Source organism: Mycobacterium sp. PSTR-4-N (genome assembly GCF_022348085.1).
In the GTDB taxonomy this organism is placed as follows: Bacteria; Actinomycetota; Actinomycetes; order Mycobacteriales; family Mycobacteriaceae; genus Mycobacterium.
Window position 1 is genome coordinate 288,435 of the sequence record NZ_JAKRFN010000002.1, and the last position, 17,123, is coordinate 305,557.

The 17,123-nt window shown below is 68.6% G+C and carries 19 protein-coding genes and 1 pseudogene; 5 read left to right on the forward strand and 15 right to left on the reverse strand.

Translation table 11 applies throughout. The features are described 5' to 3' along the window. Positions 1-2 precede the first annotated feature (2 nt). Genes MHN84_RS04730 through MHN84_RS04755 form a run of 6 tightly spaced genes read right to left on the reverse strand, consistent with a single transcriptional unit; the run spans position 3 to position 3,266 of the window. Positions 3-1,010: a hypothetical protein gene (locus MHN84_RS04730; protein WP_241203464.1), complete on the reverse strand. Its 1,008-nt coding sequence runs from the start codon at positions 1,008-1,010 to the stop codon at positions 3-5. Positions 1,011-1,054: 44 nt separating this feature from the next. Next, complete coding sequence (locus MHN84_RS04735) at positions 1,055-1,303, reverse strand: WXG100 family type VII secretion target (protein WP_241203465.1); 249 nt, start codon at positions 1,301-1,303, stop codon at positions 1,055-1,057. 48 nt (positions 1,304-1,351) lie between these two features. Then, positions 1,352-1,636: a type VII secretion target gene (locus MHN84_RS04740; RefSeq protein ID WP_241203466.1), complete on the reverse strand. Its 285-nt coding sequence runs from the start codon at positions 1,634-1,636 to the stop codon at positions 1,352-1,354. A 30-nt stretch (positions 1,637-1,666) separates the two neighbouring features. Continuing rightward, positions 1,667-2,338, reverse strand: coding sequence for a phosphoribosylformylglycinamidine synthase subunit PurQ (gene purQ / locus MHN84_RS04745; protein WP_241203467.1), 672 nt, complete (start codon positions 2,336-2,338; stop codon positions 1,667-1,669). Next, complete coding sequence (gene purS, locus MHN84_RS04750; RefSeq protein WP_241203468.1) at positions 2,335-2,577, reverse strand: phosphoribosylformylglycinamidine synthase subunit PurS; 243 nt, start codon at positions 2,575-2,577, stop codon at positions 2,335-2,337. Before purS ends, purQ begins: the two co-directional genes overlap by 4 nt. 35 nt (positions 2,578-2,612) lie before the next feature. After that, positions 2,613-3,266, reverse strand: coding sequence for an ATPase (locus MHN84_RS04755; RefSeq protein ID WP_241203469.1), 654 nt, complete (start codon positions 3,264-3,266; stop codon positions 2,613-2,615). Between the two features lie 41 nt (positions 3,267-3,307). Here MHN84_RS04755 and MHN84_RS04760 point away from each other — a divergent pair, with 41 nt between their 5' ends. Together MHN84_RS04760 and MHN84_RS04765 are read left to right on the forward strand one after the other, a co-directional pair. Further along, complete coding sequence (locus tag MHN84_RS04760) at positions 3,308-3,967, forward strand: MBL fold metallo-hydrolase (RefSeq protein WP_241203470.1); 660 nt, start codon at positions 3,308-3,310, stop codon at positions 3,965-3,967. Between the two features lie 175 nt (positions 3,968-4,142). Then, positions 4,143-5,066, forward strand: a pseudogene (locus tag MHN84_RS04765) (YbfB/YjiJ family MFS transporter); the annotation flags it as partial. A gap of 33 nt (positions 5,067-5,099) precedes the next feature. Here MHN84_RS04765 and MHN84_RS04770 read toward each other — a convergent pair. Further along, positions 5,100-6,032: a LysR family transcriptional regulator gene (locus tag MHN84_RS04770; protein ID WP_241203471.1), complete on the reverse strand. Its 933-nt coding sequence runs from the start codon at positions 6,030-6,032 to the stop codon at positions 5,100-5,102. Between the two features lie 93 nt (positions 6,033-6,125). On the opposite strand from MHN84_RS04770, the gene MHN84_RS04775 reads away from it, so the two are divergent. Together MHN84_RS04775 and MHN84_RS04780 are read left to right on the forward strand one after the other, a co-directional pair. Then, complete coding sequence (locus MHN84_RS04775; RefSeq protein ID WP_241203472.1) at positions 6,126-6,833, forward strand: SDR family NAD(P)-dependent oxidoreductase; 708 nt, start codon at positions 6,126-6,128, stop codon at positions 6,831-6,833. Beyond that, a complete protein-coding gene (locus tag MHN84_RS04780; RefSeq protein WP_241203473.1) occupies positions 6,820-7,188 on the forward strand; it encodes an SgcJ/EcaC family oxidoreductase in 369 nt (122 codons plus the stop codon). The genes MHN84_RS04775 and MHN84_RS04780 overlap by 14 nt, the downstream gene beginning before the upstream one ends. A gap of 72 nt (positions 7,189-7,260) precedes the next feature. Here the strand turns inward: MHN84_RS04780 and MHN84_RS04785 are convergent, their stop codons facing one another. The 5 genes from MHN84_RS04785 to MHN84_RS04805 form a co-directional block, all read right to left on the reverse strand. Further along, positions 7,261-8,901, reverse strand: a complete 1,641-nt coding sequence (locus tag MHN84_RS04785; RefSeq protein ID WP_241203474.1) for an FAD-binding dehydrogenase — start codon at positions 8,899-8,901, stop codon at positions 7,261-7,263. 26 nt (positions 8,902-8,927) lie between these two features. Next, the gene (locus MHN84_RS04790; protein ID WP_241203475.1) at positions 8,928-9,632 is read right to left on the reverse strand and encodes a DUF2334 domain-containing protein; all 705 of its coding nucleotides are present in this window, start codon (positions 9,630-9,632) and stop codon (positions 8,928-8,930) included. An 82-nt stretch (positions 9,633-9,714) separates the two neighbouring features. Further along, complete coding sequence (locus MHN84_RS04795; protein WP_241203476.1) at positions 9,715-10,200, reverse strand: glutathione peroxidase; 486 nt, start codon at positions 10,198-10,200, stop codon at positions 9,715-9,717. Continuing rightward, positions 10,197-12,320: a S9 family peptidase gene (locus tag MHN84_RS04800; RefSeq protein WP_241203477.1), complete on the reverse strand. Its 2,124-nt coding sequence runs from the start codon at positions 12,318-12,320 to the stop codon at positions 10,197-10,199. Before MHN84_RS04800 ends, MHN84_RS04795 begins: the two co-directional genes overlap by 4 nt. Continuing rightward, the gene (locus MHN84_RS04805; RefSeq protein WP_241203478.1) at positions 12,317-13,210 is read right to left on the reverse strand and encodes a phosphoribosylaminoimidazolesuccinocarboxamide synthase; all 894 of its coding nucleotides are present in this window, start codon (positions 13,208-13,210) and stop codon (positions 12,317-12,319) included. Before MHN84_RS04805 ends, MHN84_RS04800 begins: the two co-directional genes overlap by 4 nt. Before the next feature lie 52 nt (positions 13,211-13,262). Here MHN84_RS04805 and MHN84_RS04810 point away from each other — a divergent pair, with 52 nt between their 5' ends. After that, a complete protein-coding gene (locus tag MHN84_RS04810) occupies positions 13,263-13,895 on the forward strand; it encodes a hypothetical protein (RefSeq protein ID WP_241203479.1) in 633 nt (210 codons plus the stop codon). On the opposite strand, the gene MHN84_RS04815 is transcribed toward MHN84_RS04810, so the two are convergent. Genes MHN84_RS04815 through purB form a run of 3 tightly spaced genes read right to left on the reverse strand, consistent with a single transcriptional unit; the run spans position 13,892 to position 17,120 of the window. After that, positions 13,892-14,458: a DUF1707 domain-containing protein gene (locus MHN84_RS04815; protein ID WP_241203480.1), complete on the reverse strand. Its 567-nt coding sequence runs from the start codon at positions 14,456-14,458 to the stop codon at positions 13,892-13,894. The genes MHN84_RS04810 and MHN84_RS04815 overlap by 4 nt on opposite strands. Then, positions 14,455-15,693 (reverse strand): cytochrome P450, encoded by a 1,239-nt coding sequence (locus tag MHN84_RS04820; protein WP_241203481.1) that lies wholly within the window; start codon positions 15,691-15,693, stop codon positions 14,455-14,457. The genes MHN84_RS04815 and MHN84_RS04820 overlap by 4 nt, the downstream gene beginning before the upstream one ends. Further along, the gene (gene purB / locus MHN84_RS04825) at positions 15,690-17,120 is read right to left on the reverse strand and encodes an adenylosuccinate lyase (protein WP_308192912.1); all 1,431 of its coding nucleotides are present in this window, start codon (positions 17,118-17,120) and stop codon (positions 15,690-15,692) included. Before purB ends, MHN84_RS04820 begins: the two co-directional genes overlap by 4 nt. Positions 17,121-17,123: the final 3 nt, after the last annotated feature.

The following is a 17,123-nucleotide window of genomic DNA, read 5'->3' on the forward strand; positions in this document are numbered from 1 at the left end:
CATCAGCGGCACACCACGTTGCCAATGACGCCGCCGAGGTAACCGAAAGTCCAACCACCCAGCGCGTCGCCGAGACCTGCCGCGGCAGGGGCAAATTCAGGCCAACCCAGAGCGGAGATGCCCGCTGCTCCCAGTCCACCTGTTGCATAACCCCCGGCGATACCGGCCGTCCCCGAAATAGCAGCCACGCACGCGTCCTGGAACGTCTTCGCGGTGACGGTGTCGTAGAGGGCGGTCGCGACTCCCAGCGCCGGACCACCGTATTTGCCTGCTTTGCCGAGGTTTTCGACGGACTCTTGCGTCAGCATGGGTATACCCTGCTCGGCCTGCTTCTCGAGACCGGTCAGCGCGCCTCCGCTGATGGTGACGACGGGGTGGGTGAAAAACTCGTCCGGCAGGACACCATGGCGACCATCGCCCGTCGTCACGCCTCCCGTCGTCTTGCCATCAGCGGTTCTCGTCATCGTGACCTCGGTGCCGTCCCGGAATCTGATGGAGGTGTACTGCGTTCCGTCGTAGTTCTTTCTGTCCTGGGAATACGTACTCGAGATGAAATTGCCGTCCTTGTCGTAGTAGTCGTCCTCGACGCTGGGCAGCATGTTTCCCCACTCGTAGATCTCGTGTCGGCTACCGTCCATCATCGTCAGCGTTCTCCGGTATTGGCCGTCTTCAGTTTCCCATTCTTTGTAATCCCGCACGGTCTGCGCCATGTCGTTGTCACGCATAACTCCCTGCTGAATGAGCCCGGTCATCGACAAGGGGTTGGGCACCTCGTCGCCGGGTGAAACAAAGCCTGACGTGGGGTCGAGGCGACGCGGGTCATCGGGACCAGGCATGGCGAAACCGAAAAGCTCACCGGCTGATTGGACTTTCCGGGCCGTGCCCGCATCGGCCTCACCGACGGCCACCAGCAGACGGTTGATCTCCGCCTGTTCCGTCTTTGCCTGAGCCTGCAGCGCCGCCGCCTTCTCTGCGGACACGCGCGCGGGTTTGATCAGCACGACCCACATGTCGTTGACCGACAACTCTCCCCTGTCGACCTCGTCTGCGTGATTCACCAGCGCGGTGCGGCCGTCCCGATCGTTCCTGCGCCGTCGGACAATGCCCTGGAGACAGCATCCGCATAGTTCTTGAAGGTCGAAGCCTTGTCGGTCGCCCGGGTGAACATCGCGGCCGCCGCCTTGTGCGACGCACCACTCCACGCCTCGGCAGCCGGCATGCGGTCGACGCCGTCGTCGAGATCGCGAATCGCCGTGTACACCGATTCTCCCGCTTTCGACAGCGCGGCAGCGGCCGCGCTCATCGAATCGGGGCGCCAGCCTTGCAGGCGGGACCGGGACGGCAGCATCGCTCAGAAAAGTTTGTCGAAGGAGCCGGCCAACGCGGTGTCCTCGACCTGGAACGTGTCGCCCGCCCCGCGTACAGCGACACCCATCTTCGCGACGTTGGCCGCAATCGCGTCTGCCAGCGTCGTCATGTGGCCACCGACCAATCGGACGGCCCACTGCGTCGTCGACCCGGGAAGACCGTCAGCAGCCGTCGACGCCGTATGCCCGACATCGGCACCCTTGATGGCGCTCGACGCTTCCTCCATCTGCCCCGCGAAGGCCCGCAACACGTCAGGATCGACCAACACAGGTCGACGCTAACGCAGTTCGCAGAGGGGTCAGGACACCAAAATCGCGTCCAGGGCCGAGTAGAAGATTCCGAGGCCGTCGTCCGACGGGCCGGTCAGCGCCTCGGTGGCGTGCTCGGGGTGCGGCATCAGGCCGACGACGCGGCCGTTGGCCGAGCTGATGCCGGCGATGTCGCGCATCGAGCCGTTGATGTTATCCCGGTACCGGAACACCACGCGGCCTTCGCCTTCGAGTTCGTCGAGCACCTCGTCGCTGGCGACGTAGCGCCCTTCACCGGACTTCAACGGGACCAGGATGTCCGCCCCCTGCTCGTAGCGGGTCGACCACGCCGACGTGTTGGACGCGACCTCGAGCCACACGTCGCGGCAGACGAAGTGCAGCCCGACGTTGCGGGTCAGCGCGCCGGGCAGCAGCCCCGCTTCGCACAGCACCTGGAACCCGTTGCAGATGCCCAGCACCGGCATCCCTCGCTCGGCCGCGGCCACCACCTCACCCATCACCGGCGCGAAGCGGGCGATCGCGCCGCACCGCAGGTAGTCGCCGTAGGAGAACCCACCGGGCACGATGACGGCGTCGACGCCTTTGAGGTCGGCGTCGGCATGCCAGAGGTTGACGGCTTCGCCGCCGGCCAGGCGCACCGCCCGCGCAGCGTCGATGTCGTCGAGCGTCCCGGGGAATGTGATCACGCCCACACGCGTCATGAGCCATCCTCCCGGGTTACGGTCCAGTCCTCGATCACGGTGTTGGCGAGCAGTGATTCGGCGATCGCGGCGAGCTTCTCGTCGTCGATCGCATCGTCGACCTCGAGCTCGAACCGCTTGCCCTGCCGCACATCTGAGATGCCGTCGAAGCCGAGCCGACCCAGCGCACCGACGATCGCCTGCCCCTGCGGGTCGAGGATCTCGGTCTTCGGCATGACGTGAACCACCACTTTTGCCACGCGGACACTCTACCTGCGGCGACGGCAGCCCCGCCTCACCGGCACGAGCCCAGGTAGGCGGCACACAACGGCGCCGCCAGCGCATCGAAGATCTGCGCGTCGGGCACCGCGCGCCACTCGACCCGTGTGGGCAGCGTGGTCCACAGGGCGGCCTCGACGATGGTGCTGCTGGCCGGGTCCGCCAGCAGATAGGTCCGCATCACCCGGCTGCCCGCTTCGCTGATCACGGCCGCGATCCGATCGGCCTCGTTGGTGGTCAGTGATGGCGACACACCGTCCCCGCAGGACGCCAGGGCGATGCGCGCCTTCTCCAGGACCTCGAGCGCGGTCTGCCCGCCGGTGACGACGTCCCCGCGCCAATGGATGACCTGCACCTGCAGGTTCCACTGGCCGTCCGGGTTGGGCACCGTGGCGCGCGCGGCGACCGCGTAGCGGCGCGGGTCCGTTGACGACTCGGGGGTGACGCACCATGACTCGAACTCGAAACGGGGTGCGGGTGCGGTGACCGCGAGGCCGGCCAGCGACGGCCACCGATAGATCGACGCCAGCGGCAGCGAACTCGATTCGACCCACGCGGCATCGGGGATCGCGTCGCAGGTGGGCGGACAGAATCCGGGCACCGCATTCGCCTCGCCGGAGGCCAGGAAGACCCCCGAGAACGCCAACGCCAGTGTGAGCATCCACCGCATCCGCACTACCCCCGCTCCCCTGTGCGGGCCAGACTATAGGCATGCAGCTCACACACTTCGGCCATTCCTGCTTGTTGGCGAGCTTTTCTGCCAGTGCTCGACCCGGCGGTGAGACCACGATCCTGTTCGATCCGGGCAATTTCTCCCACGGCTTCGAGGGCATCACAGGTCTGTCGGCGATCCTGATCACCCATCAGCATCCCGATCACGCCGATCCCGAACGGTTGCCGGCGCTGGTCGACGCGAACCCGCAGGCTTTGCTCTACGCCGATCCGCAGACCGCGGCCCAGCTCGGCGAGCCGTGGCGGGCTGTACACGTGGGGGATTCGCTGTCGATCGGGCACCTGACGGTGCGCGGGGTAGGCGGTCAACACGCTGTCATCCATCCGGAAATCCCTGTGATCGACAACATTTCGTATCTGATCGGCGATGGCGGCCATGCCGCGCGGCTGATGCATCCCGGTGATGCGCTATTCGTTCCGGACGAGCCGGTCGACGTGCTCGCCACCCCGGCAGCCGCGCCGTGGATGAAGATCTCCGAGGCCGTCGACTACCTGCGTGCGGTGAACCCGACGCGCGCGGTGCCGATCCATCAGGCGATCGTCGATCCGATTGCGCGGCCCATCTACTACGGCCGACTCGACGAGATGACGAGCACCGACTTCCAGGTTCTCGAGCAGGAGAACGGCACCGAGTTCTAGGTGTAGGAGTTAAAGCCTGTCAGCTGAGAGGAATTCGATCCTGGCAGGCACACCACGCAACGCTCAGGCTCGAGTCATGCGACGACACCTGCGCAGCGGGGTGCTGCCCACCGCCGGCGCACTGGCCGCTGCCATGGGCGTGGGCCGGTTCGTCTACACCCCGATCCTGCCGCTGATGACGGGTCAGGCCGGTCTGACCGCGCAGGCCGCCGGACACCTGGCCACGGCCAATTACGTCGGCTACCTGGTCGGCGCGGTGGCCACGACGTTGTCGGCCCGGTTGGCCCACTCCGCGTTGGCGTGTCGCACGTCGCTGGTCGCCATCGTGGTCAGCCTGGCCGCGATGCCGACGACGACGCACGCGGCAGTGTGGCTGACCGCCCGCACCGTCGCCGGGTTCGCGAGCGCGGTGGTCTTCGTGGTCGCCGTCAACACGCTGCTGGAGCGCCTGCCGGCGAAGGCGGGATGGGGTTTCGGCGGGGTCGGTGCCGGCATCGCGACGTCCGCCGCGCTTGTCCTCGTGCTGCCCACCGACGACTGGCGCACCGCCTGGTGGGCGGCGGCGGGCCTGGCCACCGTCTTGGGCGCGACGGGCTGGTCGTTGCATCCGCGGCGGACGCCGACGACGACGCACACGGAGACACATCGGGCCGGCAGGCCGCGTTTCCTGCTGTTGTTCACCGCGTACACCTTGGAAGGCGTCGGCTACATCATCGCCGGAACGTTCCTCGTCGCCGCGGTGACCGAGCACTCCCCCGGCGCCTTGGGCGCCGGGGTCTGGCTGGTCGTCGGCGTGGCTGTGGTGCCGTCCGCGGCGCTGTGGGCGAGGCTGGGGGCCCGACACGGCCAGCCGGCGACGCTCACCGTCGCACTCGCGCTGCAGGCCGCCGGGATCGCCTTGGCCTGTCAGGGCAGCAGCGCCGCCAGCCTCGTGGGTGCCCTGTTGTTCGGTGGCACGTTCATCGGGGTCAGTACCTTGGCGGTCGCCGAGGGCCGATTGCTCGGCGTCCGTTCGGCGGTGGCACTGCTGACGGTCGGCTACTCCGTCGGACAGATCGCCGGACCGTTGCTGGTAGCCCCGCTGACCACCGATGGGTACCGGCCGGCGCTCGTGATGTCCGCTCTCACAGTCTCAGCGGCTGCGTTGGCCGCCGCCGCGGTGTGGATCATCAGCAGGAACCCACGTTCCCGGGTCGTCGACCGTCAGATCACCGGTGTCGCTGCTGAATTCGTCGACGATGGCACGCACCGCCGGTCGATCGTCGTCCGCACGCCAGACCAGTGACCACGTCCACAGCGGCGTCGGTTCGATCACCTCTCGCCGCACCAGATCTCGCGGTTCGGGATCGCGCTGACCCCGGGGGTTGATCAGCACGGGACGCCCCAGCCGTCGCACGTGTTCGACGAACGCAGGGCCGGTGACTCCGCCGTCGTCGGTGCGGACGACGCGCGCGCCGGTGCTCGCGGCGAGCTCCTCGGCGTACCGGTTCCACGACGACCAGCTCGCGGCGTCCGTGTCGACCAGGACGACGACGTCGGCGGCCGTCACCGCCGACTCGTCGCCGCCCGGCCCCAGCGCGTGCAGGCGATCGATGCCGATGAGTCGCGCCTGAAGGGCCAGTGCGTCGAGGTCGCGCGCCTGCACCCAGCAGATCGCCAGGTCGAGCGCTCCGCTGGCCACGCGCTCGGCTTGGGTGTGCGAGGGCATCACCCAGGTGTCGACGCGCAGTTGCGCGACGCCCGCGGCGCGTTCGGCCCAGTCGGTCGGACACCAGTTGACGCAACCGATCCGAATCGGCTCTGATGCCGCCAAACCCGTTGCGCGCCTCCGTAATGCATCCGCCTGGTCGATCAGCGCCTTCGCCTCGGACACCAGTGCGGCACCGGCCGGGGTCAGAGCGACGGATCGGCGGTCACGGTCGAACAGCTGGACCTTGAGGTCGCGTTCGAGCGCCTTGATCTGTTGCGACAGCGAGGGTCCTGCGATCCGCAGCCGTTCCGCAGCGCGGCCGAAATTCAGCTCGTCGGCCACGGCGACGAAGTAGCGCAACTGACGCAGCTCCACGTTCCGCAGCGTAATAGGCAGGACCTCTCAACAGCGAGGAATCCGGTCCCGCCGAGCGGACATGCGACGCCAGGCACTCACGTTGAGCAGGACATGAACAGCACATCTGAAGTAGCAATCATCACCGGGGCATCGCAGGGCATCGGGGCGGCGCTCGTCGCGGGCTACCGTCGCCTGGGCTATGGCGTCGTCGCCACCTCGCGCAGCATCGCCCCCAGTGATGACCCGATGATCGTCACCGTCGCCGGCGACATCGCCCAACCGGGCGTCGGTGCCGCCTTGGTCGCCGCCGCACACGAACGCTTCGGCCGCGTGGACACCGTCGTCAACAACGCCGGCATCTTCATCGCCAAACCGTTCACCGAGTACACCGACGCCGACTACGAAGCTGTGACCGGGGTGAACACCCGCGGCTTCTTCGAGGTCACCCGTGCCGCCATCCCGGCGATGCTCGAGCGCGGCGGACACATCGTGAACATCTCCACCAGCCTGGTCGGTCAGGCCGACAAGAAGGTGCCGTCGGTGTTGGCCTCGCTGACCAAGGGCGGACTCGATGCCGCCACCCGCTCTCTCGCCATCGAGTACGCCGACAGGGGAATCCGAGTCAACGCCGTCGCGCTGGGCACCATCGACACCCCGATGCACGACCCGGCCACGCACCCGTTCTTGGCCGCGTTGCACCCGGTGGGTCGCCTCGGCACCCTCGACGACGTCGTCGATGCCGTGCTGTATTTGGAGAAGGCAGGCTTCGTCACCGGGGAGATCCTGCACGTCGACGGAGGTCAAAGTGCCGGACACTAGCCGCGAGATCGTTAAATCGGTGCTCGACGAGTGGAAGGCCGGCATCGACGCGCATGACCCCGAGCGGGTTGCCGCCGTGTTCGCCGACGACGCCGTCTTCCAAGGGCTGGCGCCCTACACGGTGGGACGCGACGGGGTGCGCCGCTACTACGACGGCCAGCCCCACGGTATGACGGTCGACTACCGCATCGACGAGGTCCGCCGGCCCGCCGAGCACGTGGTCGTCGGGTACGGCGCCGCTGATTTCCACCGGCCCGACGGCACGGTGGTCTCGCTGCGCCTCGGCGTGGTGCTCGCCCGAGCCCACGACGGCTGGTCGATCCAGCAATACCAGGTCAGCGCGCCACCGGTCTGACCGCGAGAAGTCGCGAACTCGAGTGACACGCCGGAGAAAGCACTCGAGTTCGCGACTTCTCGCGCAGAAGAACTAGCCCACGTCGCGGGCTGCGGCCCGGCCCGCCGCGCGACCGGAGAACACGCACCCGCCGAGGAACGTTCCCTCCAACGAGCGGTACCCGTGCACGCCACCGCCGCCGAAACCCGCGGCCTCGCCGGCGGCATACAGCCCGGCCACCGGCGTGCCGTCGGCGCCCAGTGCCCGGGATTCGAGGTCGGTCTGCAAGCCGCCCAACGACTTTCGGGTCAGAATGTGTAGCTTCACGGCGATCAGCGGGCCGGCCTTGGGGTCGGTGAGCCGGTGTGGTGCGACGACGCGGCTCACGCGGTCGGCGAGATAGCCACGCGCGCCGCGGATCGCGGTGATCTGGCTGTCCTTGGTGAACCGGTTGGCCACCTCCCGGTCGCGCGCGGTCACCTCCGCTTCGACCGTCGCGTAGTCCAATGGCTGCACATCGGGTACGGCGTTCATCTTCGCGACGAGCTCACGCAGTGAGTCGGCGGTGACGAAGTCGACGCCCTTGTCGACGAAGGCGTGCACCGGTGCGGGTCCCTTGCGGCCACGTTCGAGGACCAGGCGCACACTGCGGCCCGTCAGGTCAGGGTTCTGTTCCTGCCCCGACAGCCCGAATTCCTTGTCGACGATGCGCTTGTTCAGCACGAACCAGGTGTAGTCCTGCCCGGTCTGGCAGATGTACTCCAGCGTGCCGAGCGTGTCGAAGCCCGGGTAGAGCGGAACGGGCAGCCGCCGCCCGCTGGCGTCCAGCCACAGCGACGACGGGCCGGGCAGGATGCGGATGCCGTGCCGCGGCCAGATCGAGTCGTAATTCGTGATGCCCTCGGTGTAGTGCCACATCCGGTCGCTGTTGATCATGTGCGCCCCGGCTGCCGCGGCGATCCCGAGCATCCGCCCGTCGACGTGCTCGGGCACGCCGCTGAGGAGCTGCTCGGGCACCCGGCCCATCCGCTGCGGCCAGTTCGCCCGCACGAGGTCGTGGTTGCCGCCGATGCCGCCGCTGGCGACGATGACCGCTTGTGCGCGAAAATCGAACTCGCCGATGGAGTTTCGAGACGACGGTGCGCCGCGTGCCGCGGAAGACGGCTCCAGCACCGCCCCGCGCACCCCGACGACGGCGCCGTTCTCGACGACCACCTCGTCGACGCGGTGGCGGTGCGCGAAGCGCACCAGCGGGCCGGTCAGTCGGCGCGCGAAGATCTCGACCAGGCCGGGCCCGGTGCCCCAGGTGATGTGAAACCGCGGCACGGAGTTGCCGTGCCCGCGGGCGCCGTAGCCGCCTCGCTCGGCCCAGCCGACGAGCGGAAAGACCTTGAGCCCGCGGTCACCGAGCCAGCTGCGCTTCTCGCCGGCCGCGAAGTCGACGTACGCATGCGCCCACTGCCGGGGCCAGTGGTCCTCGGGGCGGTCGAACCCGGCGGTGCCGAGCCAGTCCTGCAGGGCCAGCTCGTGACTGTCCCGGATGCCGAGACGCCGCTGCTCGGGGCTGTCGACGAAGAACAGCCCGCCGAAAGACCAGAAGGCCTGCCCGCCGACGTTGGCGGCGTTCTCCTGGTCGACGATGAGCACGCGTCGGCCCCGCTCGACCAGCTCACATGCGGCCACCAGGCCGGCCAGGCCGGCACCGACCACGATGACGTCAGCATCATCTGCCATGCGGCCAATGTAGCGAGCGGAACCCCTCAGGCGGCGTCGGACAACGCAGCCGGGTGCCGCCAGGCGTAGACGGTGGGCTCACACCCGTGCATCAGCGCCAGGTCGGCGGCGTCCAGCATCGCCTGTCGCGGGCCGGGCCGGCGCAGGTGCCGCGCCGCGACGGCCACCCGCACGATGCCGTCGCGGCGTGCGGTGCGCTCCGCGGCGAGCACGACGGTTCGGCACCACCACGGTTCGCTCAGGAATCCCTCACCGATGCCGAGGACGCGCCCCCGCACCGTCGTACCGCGGACCAGGTCGGTGATCCCGCCCAGTCCGGCCATCACGCGAAAGCCGTTGCGCGGCAGTGCCGTGACCGCGCCGTCGGAGACGTTCCAGCCGGGTGCGGCGAACAGCCGGGTGCGCAGACCGAGGTGTTCGAGGATCCGGTCGGCGGCCATCAGGCGCAGGTTGGCCTCGTGTGCGGGCAGCGTCGCGAACTCTCCGCGACGCGTCTTGGTGGCAGCCTCGTCGAAACCGTGCAGCACGATCGCATCGCCGGCGTCGCGCCGCTGCGCGAGCCACGAGACGGTGCCGGGGTCGCGGTCGAGCCGGTATCCGCCCTTGAGCCGGGGCGCCACCAGGAACGATGCCGGCACGCCGCGCCGCGCCAGCTGCCCGTGGAACGCCGCCACGTCGTCGATCGTGCGGTCGCTGACTCCGGAGATCGAGACGATCAGTTGTCCTGCCACTTCCGCAGTGTCGCAACGCCAGGTGTCGCGATGGACAACGCCGCCACTCGTGTGGCTGAACTGTGTGCGCTGCCCCGCGAAGCTACCCCAGCACGTCTTCGATGGCCGCGATCACCTCGGGCGCATCGGGTGCCGTGCGCGGCCGGAACCGGGCGACCACCTCACCGCCGGGCGCGAGCAGGAACTTCTCGAAGTTCCACTGCACGTCACCGGCCTCGCCGCTGCCGTCCGCGGTCTGGGTCAGCGTCGCGTACAGCGGATGGCGGTCGGGCCCGTTGACATCGGTCTTGGCCAGCAGCGGAAACGTCACCCCGTAGGTCGTCGAGCAGAAGGTCTGGATCTCCTCGGCGGTGCCGGGTTCCTGCCCCATGAACTGGTTGCAGGGCACACCGATCACCGTCAGCCCGCGATCCCGGTAGTCCTTCGCCAGCTGCTCCAAGGCGCTGTACTGCGGCGTGAGCCCGCATTTGGACGCCACATTCACCACGAGCGCCGCGCCGTCGGCCAACTCCCCCAGTGTGGTGGCCTGTCCGTCCAGGGTGGTCAGGGGCATGTCGGTGAGCGTCATGAGGCAGACGCTACGTCTGCGCCGGCCAGTCCCGCCACATCGAGCAGCCAGGCGTACTGGAACGCCGTCTCTTTCCAGCGTTCGTAGCGTCCGCTGATGCCGCCGTGGCCGGCGTTCATCTCGGTCTTCAAGAGCACTCGGGCACCGTCGCGCTCGGGTTCGTGCTGAGCGTGCCGCAGCGCGGCCACCCATTTGGCGGGTTCGACGTAGTAGACGCGGGTGTCGTTGAGCGAGGTCATCGCCAGGATCGCGGGATAGCGCTTGGCCTCGACGTTCTCGTACGGCGAATACGACTTCATGTAGTGGTACACATCGGCGTCGTCGAGCGGGTTGCCCCACTCGTCCCACTCGGTGACCGTCAGCGGCAGTGACGGGTCGAGGATCGTGGTGAGGGGATCGACGAAGGGCACGGCGGCCAGGATGCCGGCGAACAGCTCGGGCGCCATGTTGGCGACCGCACCCATCAGCAGGCCCCCCGCGCTACCGCCGTAGGCCACCATCGTGTCGGCGGTCGTGACGCCGGTGTCGACGAGATGCCTTCCCGCGGCGATGAAGTCGGTGAACGTGTTGCGCTTCTCGAGCAGCTTGCCGTGCTCGTACCAGAGCCGGCCGAGCTCGCCGCCGCCGCGCACGTGCGCCACCGCGTACACCATGCCGCGATCGAGCAGGGAGAGCCGCGCGATCGAGAAGCGCGGGTCTTCGCAGGACTCGTAGGCGCCGTAGCCGTAGAGCAACAGCGGTGCAGGCGCGGTGACGCCGACCCGGTGGATGATCGACAACGGCACGCGCGCACCGTCTTCGGCGATCGCCCAGTCCCGGCGTTCGACGTAGTCCTCGGCCCGGTAGTCGCCGAGCACCGGCTGTTCGCGCAACAGCACGCGCTCGCCGGTGGCCAGGTCGAGGTCGTAGACCCGCACGGGTGTGACGAACGAGGTCGCGCCGATGCGCAGCCGCGGTGCGGCCCAGTTCGGGTTGGCGGACAGCCCGACCGACATCAGCTCCGAGTCGAAGGTGACATCGCGGGCCTCGCCGTAACCGGTTCCACGCAGGGGCCACAGCTGAATTCGCGGCAACGCCTCGCTGCGGTAGCTCACGACGAGCAGCTCGGCGAACGCGTCGACAGCATCCAGCCGCACGTCGTCGCGGTGCTCGATCAGGGTGCGGGTCGCCGATGGATCGGCCACCGGCGCTTCGACGAGCGTGAAGTTCTCGGCACCGTCGTTGTGCATGATGAGGAAGCGGTCCTCGTCGGCGACGACGGCGTGTTCGACGGAGTACTCCACTCCGTCGCGGCGCGGCCACACCACGGTGAATTCCGCTTCCGCATCGGCGGCGTCGGCGTAACGCATCTCCGAGGTGATCGCGCTGCCGGCCGCGATCAGCACGTACTTGTTACTCCGCGTGCGCCCACAGGCGACCCAGAATCTCTCGTCGGGCTCGTGGTACACCTTCTGGGCCGGCAGGCCGGCGCCCAGCCGGTGCCGCCACACGGTGTCGGGTCGCCAGGCGTCGTCGACGGTGGTGTAGTAGATGGTCTTGTTGTCGGCGGCCCAGGTGGCGCCGGCGCCGATCCCGGCGATCTCGTCGTCATACCGTTCGCCGGTCCGTAAATCCTTGAACCGCAACGTGTACCGCTCGTCCCCGACGACGTCGACGGAGTAGGCGAGCACAGTGCCGTCCACGCTGACGCTGGCAGCGCCGAGCGAGAAGAAGTCGTGCCTCTCGGCTTCGACGTTCTCGTCGAGCAGGACCTGCTCACCGGGGATGTCGGTGTCTTCGGTCAGCTGCGGCGGTGTCCAGTCGCCGGGGTCGGCGACGGGGCACCGGCAATGCACGCCGTACTGCTTTCCGGCGAAGCTGCGTCCGTAGTACCACCAGTCCCCGCGCCGTGTCGGCACCGACAGATCGGTTTCCTTGGTACGGGCCTTGATCTCGTCGAAGATCGACTGCCGCAGCGGAGCGAGGTCGGCGGTGATGTGCTCGGTGAAGGCGTTCTCGGCCTCGAGGTGGTCGATCACCTCGGCGCTGTCCTTCTCCCGCAACCACTCATAGGGGTCGACGAACACGTCACCGTGGTGAGCACGCCGATGCTCGACACGTTTGGCCACCGGCGGCTTCACCGCCGTCCTCCGATCCACTCCGCGAACTTCAGACCCGAAATACGTTCGTAGGCTTCGATGTAGCGCGCACGCGTCGCCTCGACGATGTCGGCGGGCAACGGTGGCGGCGGTTGATCGCCGTGGCGGTCCCAGCCCGAGTCGGGGCCGGTCAACCAGTTGCGGACGAATTGCTTGTCGAAGCTGTTCTGCACGGAGCCCTCGGTGTGGTCGTCGGCATTCCAGTACCGCGACGAGTCGGGGGTGAACACCTCGTCGGCCAGCGTCAGTTGCCCGTCGGTGTCGACACCGAATTCGAACTTGGTGTCGGCGACGATGATGCCCCGGCTCAGCGCGTGGTCGGCGCCGTGGCGGTAGGTCTGCAACGTCAGGTCGCGCAACTCCTCGGCTCGGGCGGAGCCGATGAGGCCGACGACGTCGTCGTAACTGATGTTGACGTCGTGATCCCCCAGCTCCGCCTTGGTCGCCGGGGTGAACAGCGGCTCGGCGAAGCGGCTCGCCTCCACCAGACCCTCGGGCAGCTCGATTCCGCAGACGCTGCCGCTGTTCTGGTAGTCGATCAGGCCCGAGCCAGTAAGGTATCCGCGGGCCACGGCTTCGACGGGCAGCATGTCGAGTCGGTGCACCACCAGCGCGCGGCCGAGCACCTCGTCGGGGATGCGGGGATCGTCGGGTGGGCCGGCGAGGTGGTTGGGCACCGGCAGGAGATCGAAGAAGAACACGCTCATCGCGGTGAGGATGCGGCCCTTGTCCGGAATCTCACTGTCGAGGATGTAGTCGTAGGCCGAGATCCGGTCGGTGGCGACGAAGAGCAGGTGTCCCTCGTCCACCCGATAGAGCTCACGAACTTTGCCGCTGGCCAGGTGCTGGTAGTCGGACAGAGCGGGACGCATCGGGCAAGCCTATCGGTCCGTCAGGAGCGCCCCGTGTGCTGTGATCGATCGCATGAGATCGCGATGGGTTCCCTATGCCACGACGCCCGCGCGGCTGCTGCGTCAGCTGTTCAGCGACGTCGTCGTCATCGGCTGGACCGCCGTCTGGGTCATCATCGGTCTGGCGGTGCACGCGGCCGTCGCGGTGATCGCCGACTTCGGCTACCAGGTCGAGAGCGGCGCCAACGGTGTGGCCGGCAACCTCGACTCGGCCGGCAACAGCGCCGACAACGTGCCGCTGATCGGGGACGCGCTGGCCAAGCCGCTCAGCGCAGCCGGCGATGCGGCCCGCGAGATCGCCGGGGCCGGTCAGTCCCTGGGCGGGACGGCCAGCTGGTTGGCGTGGTTGTTGGCGCTGGCAGTGGCCGCGCCCCCGATCCTCGCGCTGATGATGCCGTGGCTGTTCCTGCGCGTGCGGTTCGCGCGGCGCAAGTGGACGGCGGTGACGCTGGCATCCACCCTCGCCGGGGAGGAGCTGTTGGCGCTGCGGGCGCTGGCCAACCGTCCGCTGCCCAAGCTCGCCGCGGTCACCCCCGACCCGGTCGGGGCGTGGCGCAGCCAGGATCGGATGGCGATTCGCGGGCTGGCCGCTCTCGAGTTGCGGGCGACCGGGATCAGAGCGACGAATCTGCGCCGGCCGAGTTAGCGCAGGAAGCGCCGCAGCGTCGCACCGAACGGGTGCCGCACGGTGAGGGACCCGAACCGCACCCGTCCGGTCACGACGACGTGCAACCGCTGCGACGGCGCACCGGTCCCCACCCGGACCGACGTGGAGCCGCCGACGGTGCTGACCCGGTTGCAGTCCGCGGTCGCGCCGTCGGGCAGCACCAGTTCGACGGAACCGAAGTAGTCGTCGACCTCGACGTGCACCACCGGCCCTGGGAGCACCGCCGACGTGTAATCCAGGGTGGTCGAACACATCCTGGTGACCAGTCGCATGCGCGGGGGCACCGTCCACGGCCCTTTGCGGGTGATGCTGGACAGCCAGCTGCGTACTTCTTGAGCGGGCGGCGTCGCGGGCTCGCGGCCGAACGGCAGATCAGCGATCACCACGTCGAGGTCGCGACGGGTGCGCGCCGCGAACACCGCATCGAGGCGCTCGCTGTACTCGTCGAGGCTCAGCATGCCGTGACCGACGGCCCGCTCGAGCAGTCCACGTACCGCGGCGCGGTCGGCGTCGGATACCCGGAGGTCGGGGTACTCGCTCATGACAGTTCCACCATCAGGTGCCGCAGTCCGGTGTGCCGGTTGCTTCTCGTCCATTCCACCGGCGCGGCCAGCCGCATCGCCGAGAACCGGCTGAGCAGTTCGGAGAAGATCACCCGCAATTCCAGCCGAGCCAGGTTGGCGCCCAGGCAGTAGTGCACACCGTGCCCGAAACCCAGATGCGGGTTGGGCTTTCGGGCGACGTCGAACCGGTCGGGATCGACGAACACCGCCGCGTCGCGGTTGGCCGAACCCTCCCACACCAGGACCTTCTGCCCGGCGTCGATGCGCCGGCCGGCCAGGGTGGTCGGCCGGGTGGCGGTGCGCCGCTTCGACGGGGACGGCGAGGTCCACCGGACCATCTCCTCGATCGCGGTCGGCAGAAGCGACGGCTCGGCCCGCAGCGCGGTGTGGGCGTCGGGATTGTCGATCAGAGCCAGCAGTCCGCCGGCGATGGCGTTGCGGGTGGTCTCCGCCCCTGCACTGAAGAGCAGGCTGAAGAACAGATAGCTCTCCAGCTCGGACAGCTCCGGATCGTCGGAGTTGACCACCACCGAGAGCATGTCGTCGCTCGGCGCGGCTTTCTTGGCGGCGATCAATTCCTGGCCGTAGGCGAACATCCGGGAGCCGGCCTCCTCGACGGAGAGCCGGGAGATGGTGGCCCGACGGGCGTCGCCGAAATCGAAGCTCGGTTCGATGGCTTCGAACAGCCAATGCCGCTCGGACTCGGGCACTCCCAGCAGGATGCAGATCATCTGCATCGGGATCTCGGCGGCGATCTCGGTGACGACGTCCACCGGCTCGCCCGGCCGCACGGCATCGAGAAGGCGGCGGGCCCGCATCCGCAGGTCGTCTTCGACACGCGAGATCATCCGGGGCGTCAGACCGGAGCTGACGAGACGGCGCACCGCCGCGTGGCGCGGGTCGTCCATCATGTTGAGCAGCTGACCGGCGATCGGCAGATCCTGCAGCAGCGTGCCACCGAACGGGCGACCGCCGCCGGTCACCGAGGAGTAGGTGTCCGGATCACGAAGCACGGCAAGGGTTTCGGCGTGGGTCGCCACCGACCAGAAGCCCTCCCCGTCGGGGGTGTTCTCGGTCGGTTCGTGCCAGTACACCGGGGCGTGCTCGCGGTGGCGCGCGAACAGGTGGTGGGGAAAGCCCGCGGCGAAGTTGTCGAGATCGGTGAAGTCGATCCCGGTCCACCCAGAAGTCGAAGCGTCCGCGGTCGCCGTCACAGAATCGCGCCCGAGGTGTAATCGGCCGCGCCCGGGTAGCGCGCGACCAGATCGTCGACGGCCGCGATCACGCGGTCCACCTGGTCCGCGGCTGCACCGGTGAAGGCCGCCTTGTCGGCCAGCGCGCCGTCGAGCGCCGCACGGTCCAGGGGAAGGCGCGGATCGGCGGCCAGCCGATCCAGCAGATCGGGTTCGGCGCCGCGCTCGCGCATCGCCAGCGCCACCGCGACCGCGTGCTCCTTGATCACTTCGTGCGCGGTCTCGCGGCCCACCCCGGCGCGGACCGCGGCGATCAGGATGCGCGTCGTCGCCAGGAACGGCAGATAGCGGTCGAGCTCCCGCTGGATCACCGCGGGGTAGGCACCGAACTCGTCGAGCACGGTCAGGAACGTCTCGGTCTGCCCGTCGATGGCGAAGAACGCATCCGGCAGTGCGACCCGACGCACCACCGAGCAGAACACGTCGCCCTCGTTCCACTGCGCGCCCGCCAATTCCGCTGCCATGGAGGCGTATCCGCGCAACACCACCTGCAACCCGTTGACCCGCTCGCAGCTGCGCGTGTTCATCTTGTGTGGCATCGCCGATGACCCCACCTGGCCGGGGGCGAACCCCTCGGTGACCAGTTCGTGGCCGGCCATCAACCGGATGGTGTGCGCGAACGACGACGGTCCCGCGCCGAGTTGGACGAGCGCGGACACCACGTCGTGATCCAGCGATCGCGGATACACCTGGCCGACACTGGTCAAGATGTCGGTGAAGCCGAGGAACTGGGCGACGCGGGTCTCCAGGTCGGCCAGCCGCGCGGTGTCGCCGTCGAACAGGTCGAGCATGTCCTGGGCGGTGCCCATCGGCCCCTTGATGCCACGTAACGGGTAGCGGGCGATGAGTTCCTCGATGCGGCGCAGCGCGACCAGGGTCTCCTCGGCCGCCGAGGCGAATCGCTTGCCCAGCGTGGTGGCCTGGGCGGCGACGTTGTGGCTGCGGCCCGCCATCACGAGGTCGCGATAGAGTGCGGCCCGCTCGGCCAGCCGAGCGGCGACGGCGATGCCGCGCGCGTGCACGAGTTGCAACGAGCGCCGGATCTGCATCTGCTCGACGTTCTCGGTGAGGTCGCGGCTGGTCATGCCCTTGTGCACGTGCTCGTGTCCGGCGAGGGCGTTGAACTCCTCGATCCGGGCCTTGACGTCGTGGCGCAGCACGCGTTCCCGCGCCGCGATGGAGTCGAGGTCGACGTTCTCGAGCACCTGCTCGTAATCGTCGACGACGCCGGCGGGCACCTCCACCCCGAGTTCGCTCTGCGCCCGCAGCACAGCCAGCCACAGCCGGCGTTCGGCCACGATCTTGGCTTCCGGCGACCAGATCGCCACCATCTCCTCGCTGGCGTAGCGATGGGCCAGGACATCGGGAATGGACGCGCGGTTGCTCACGGC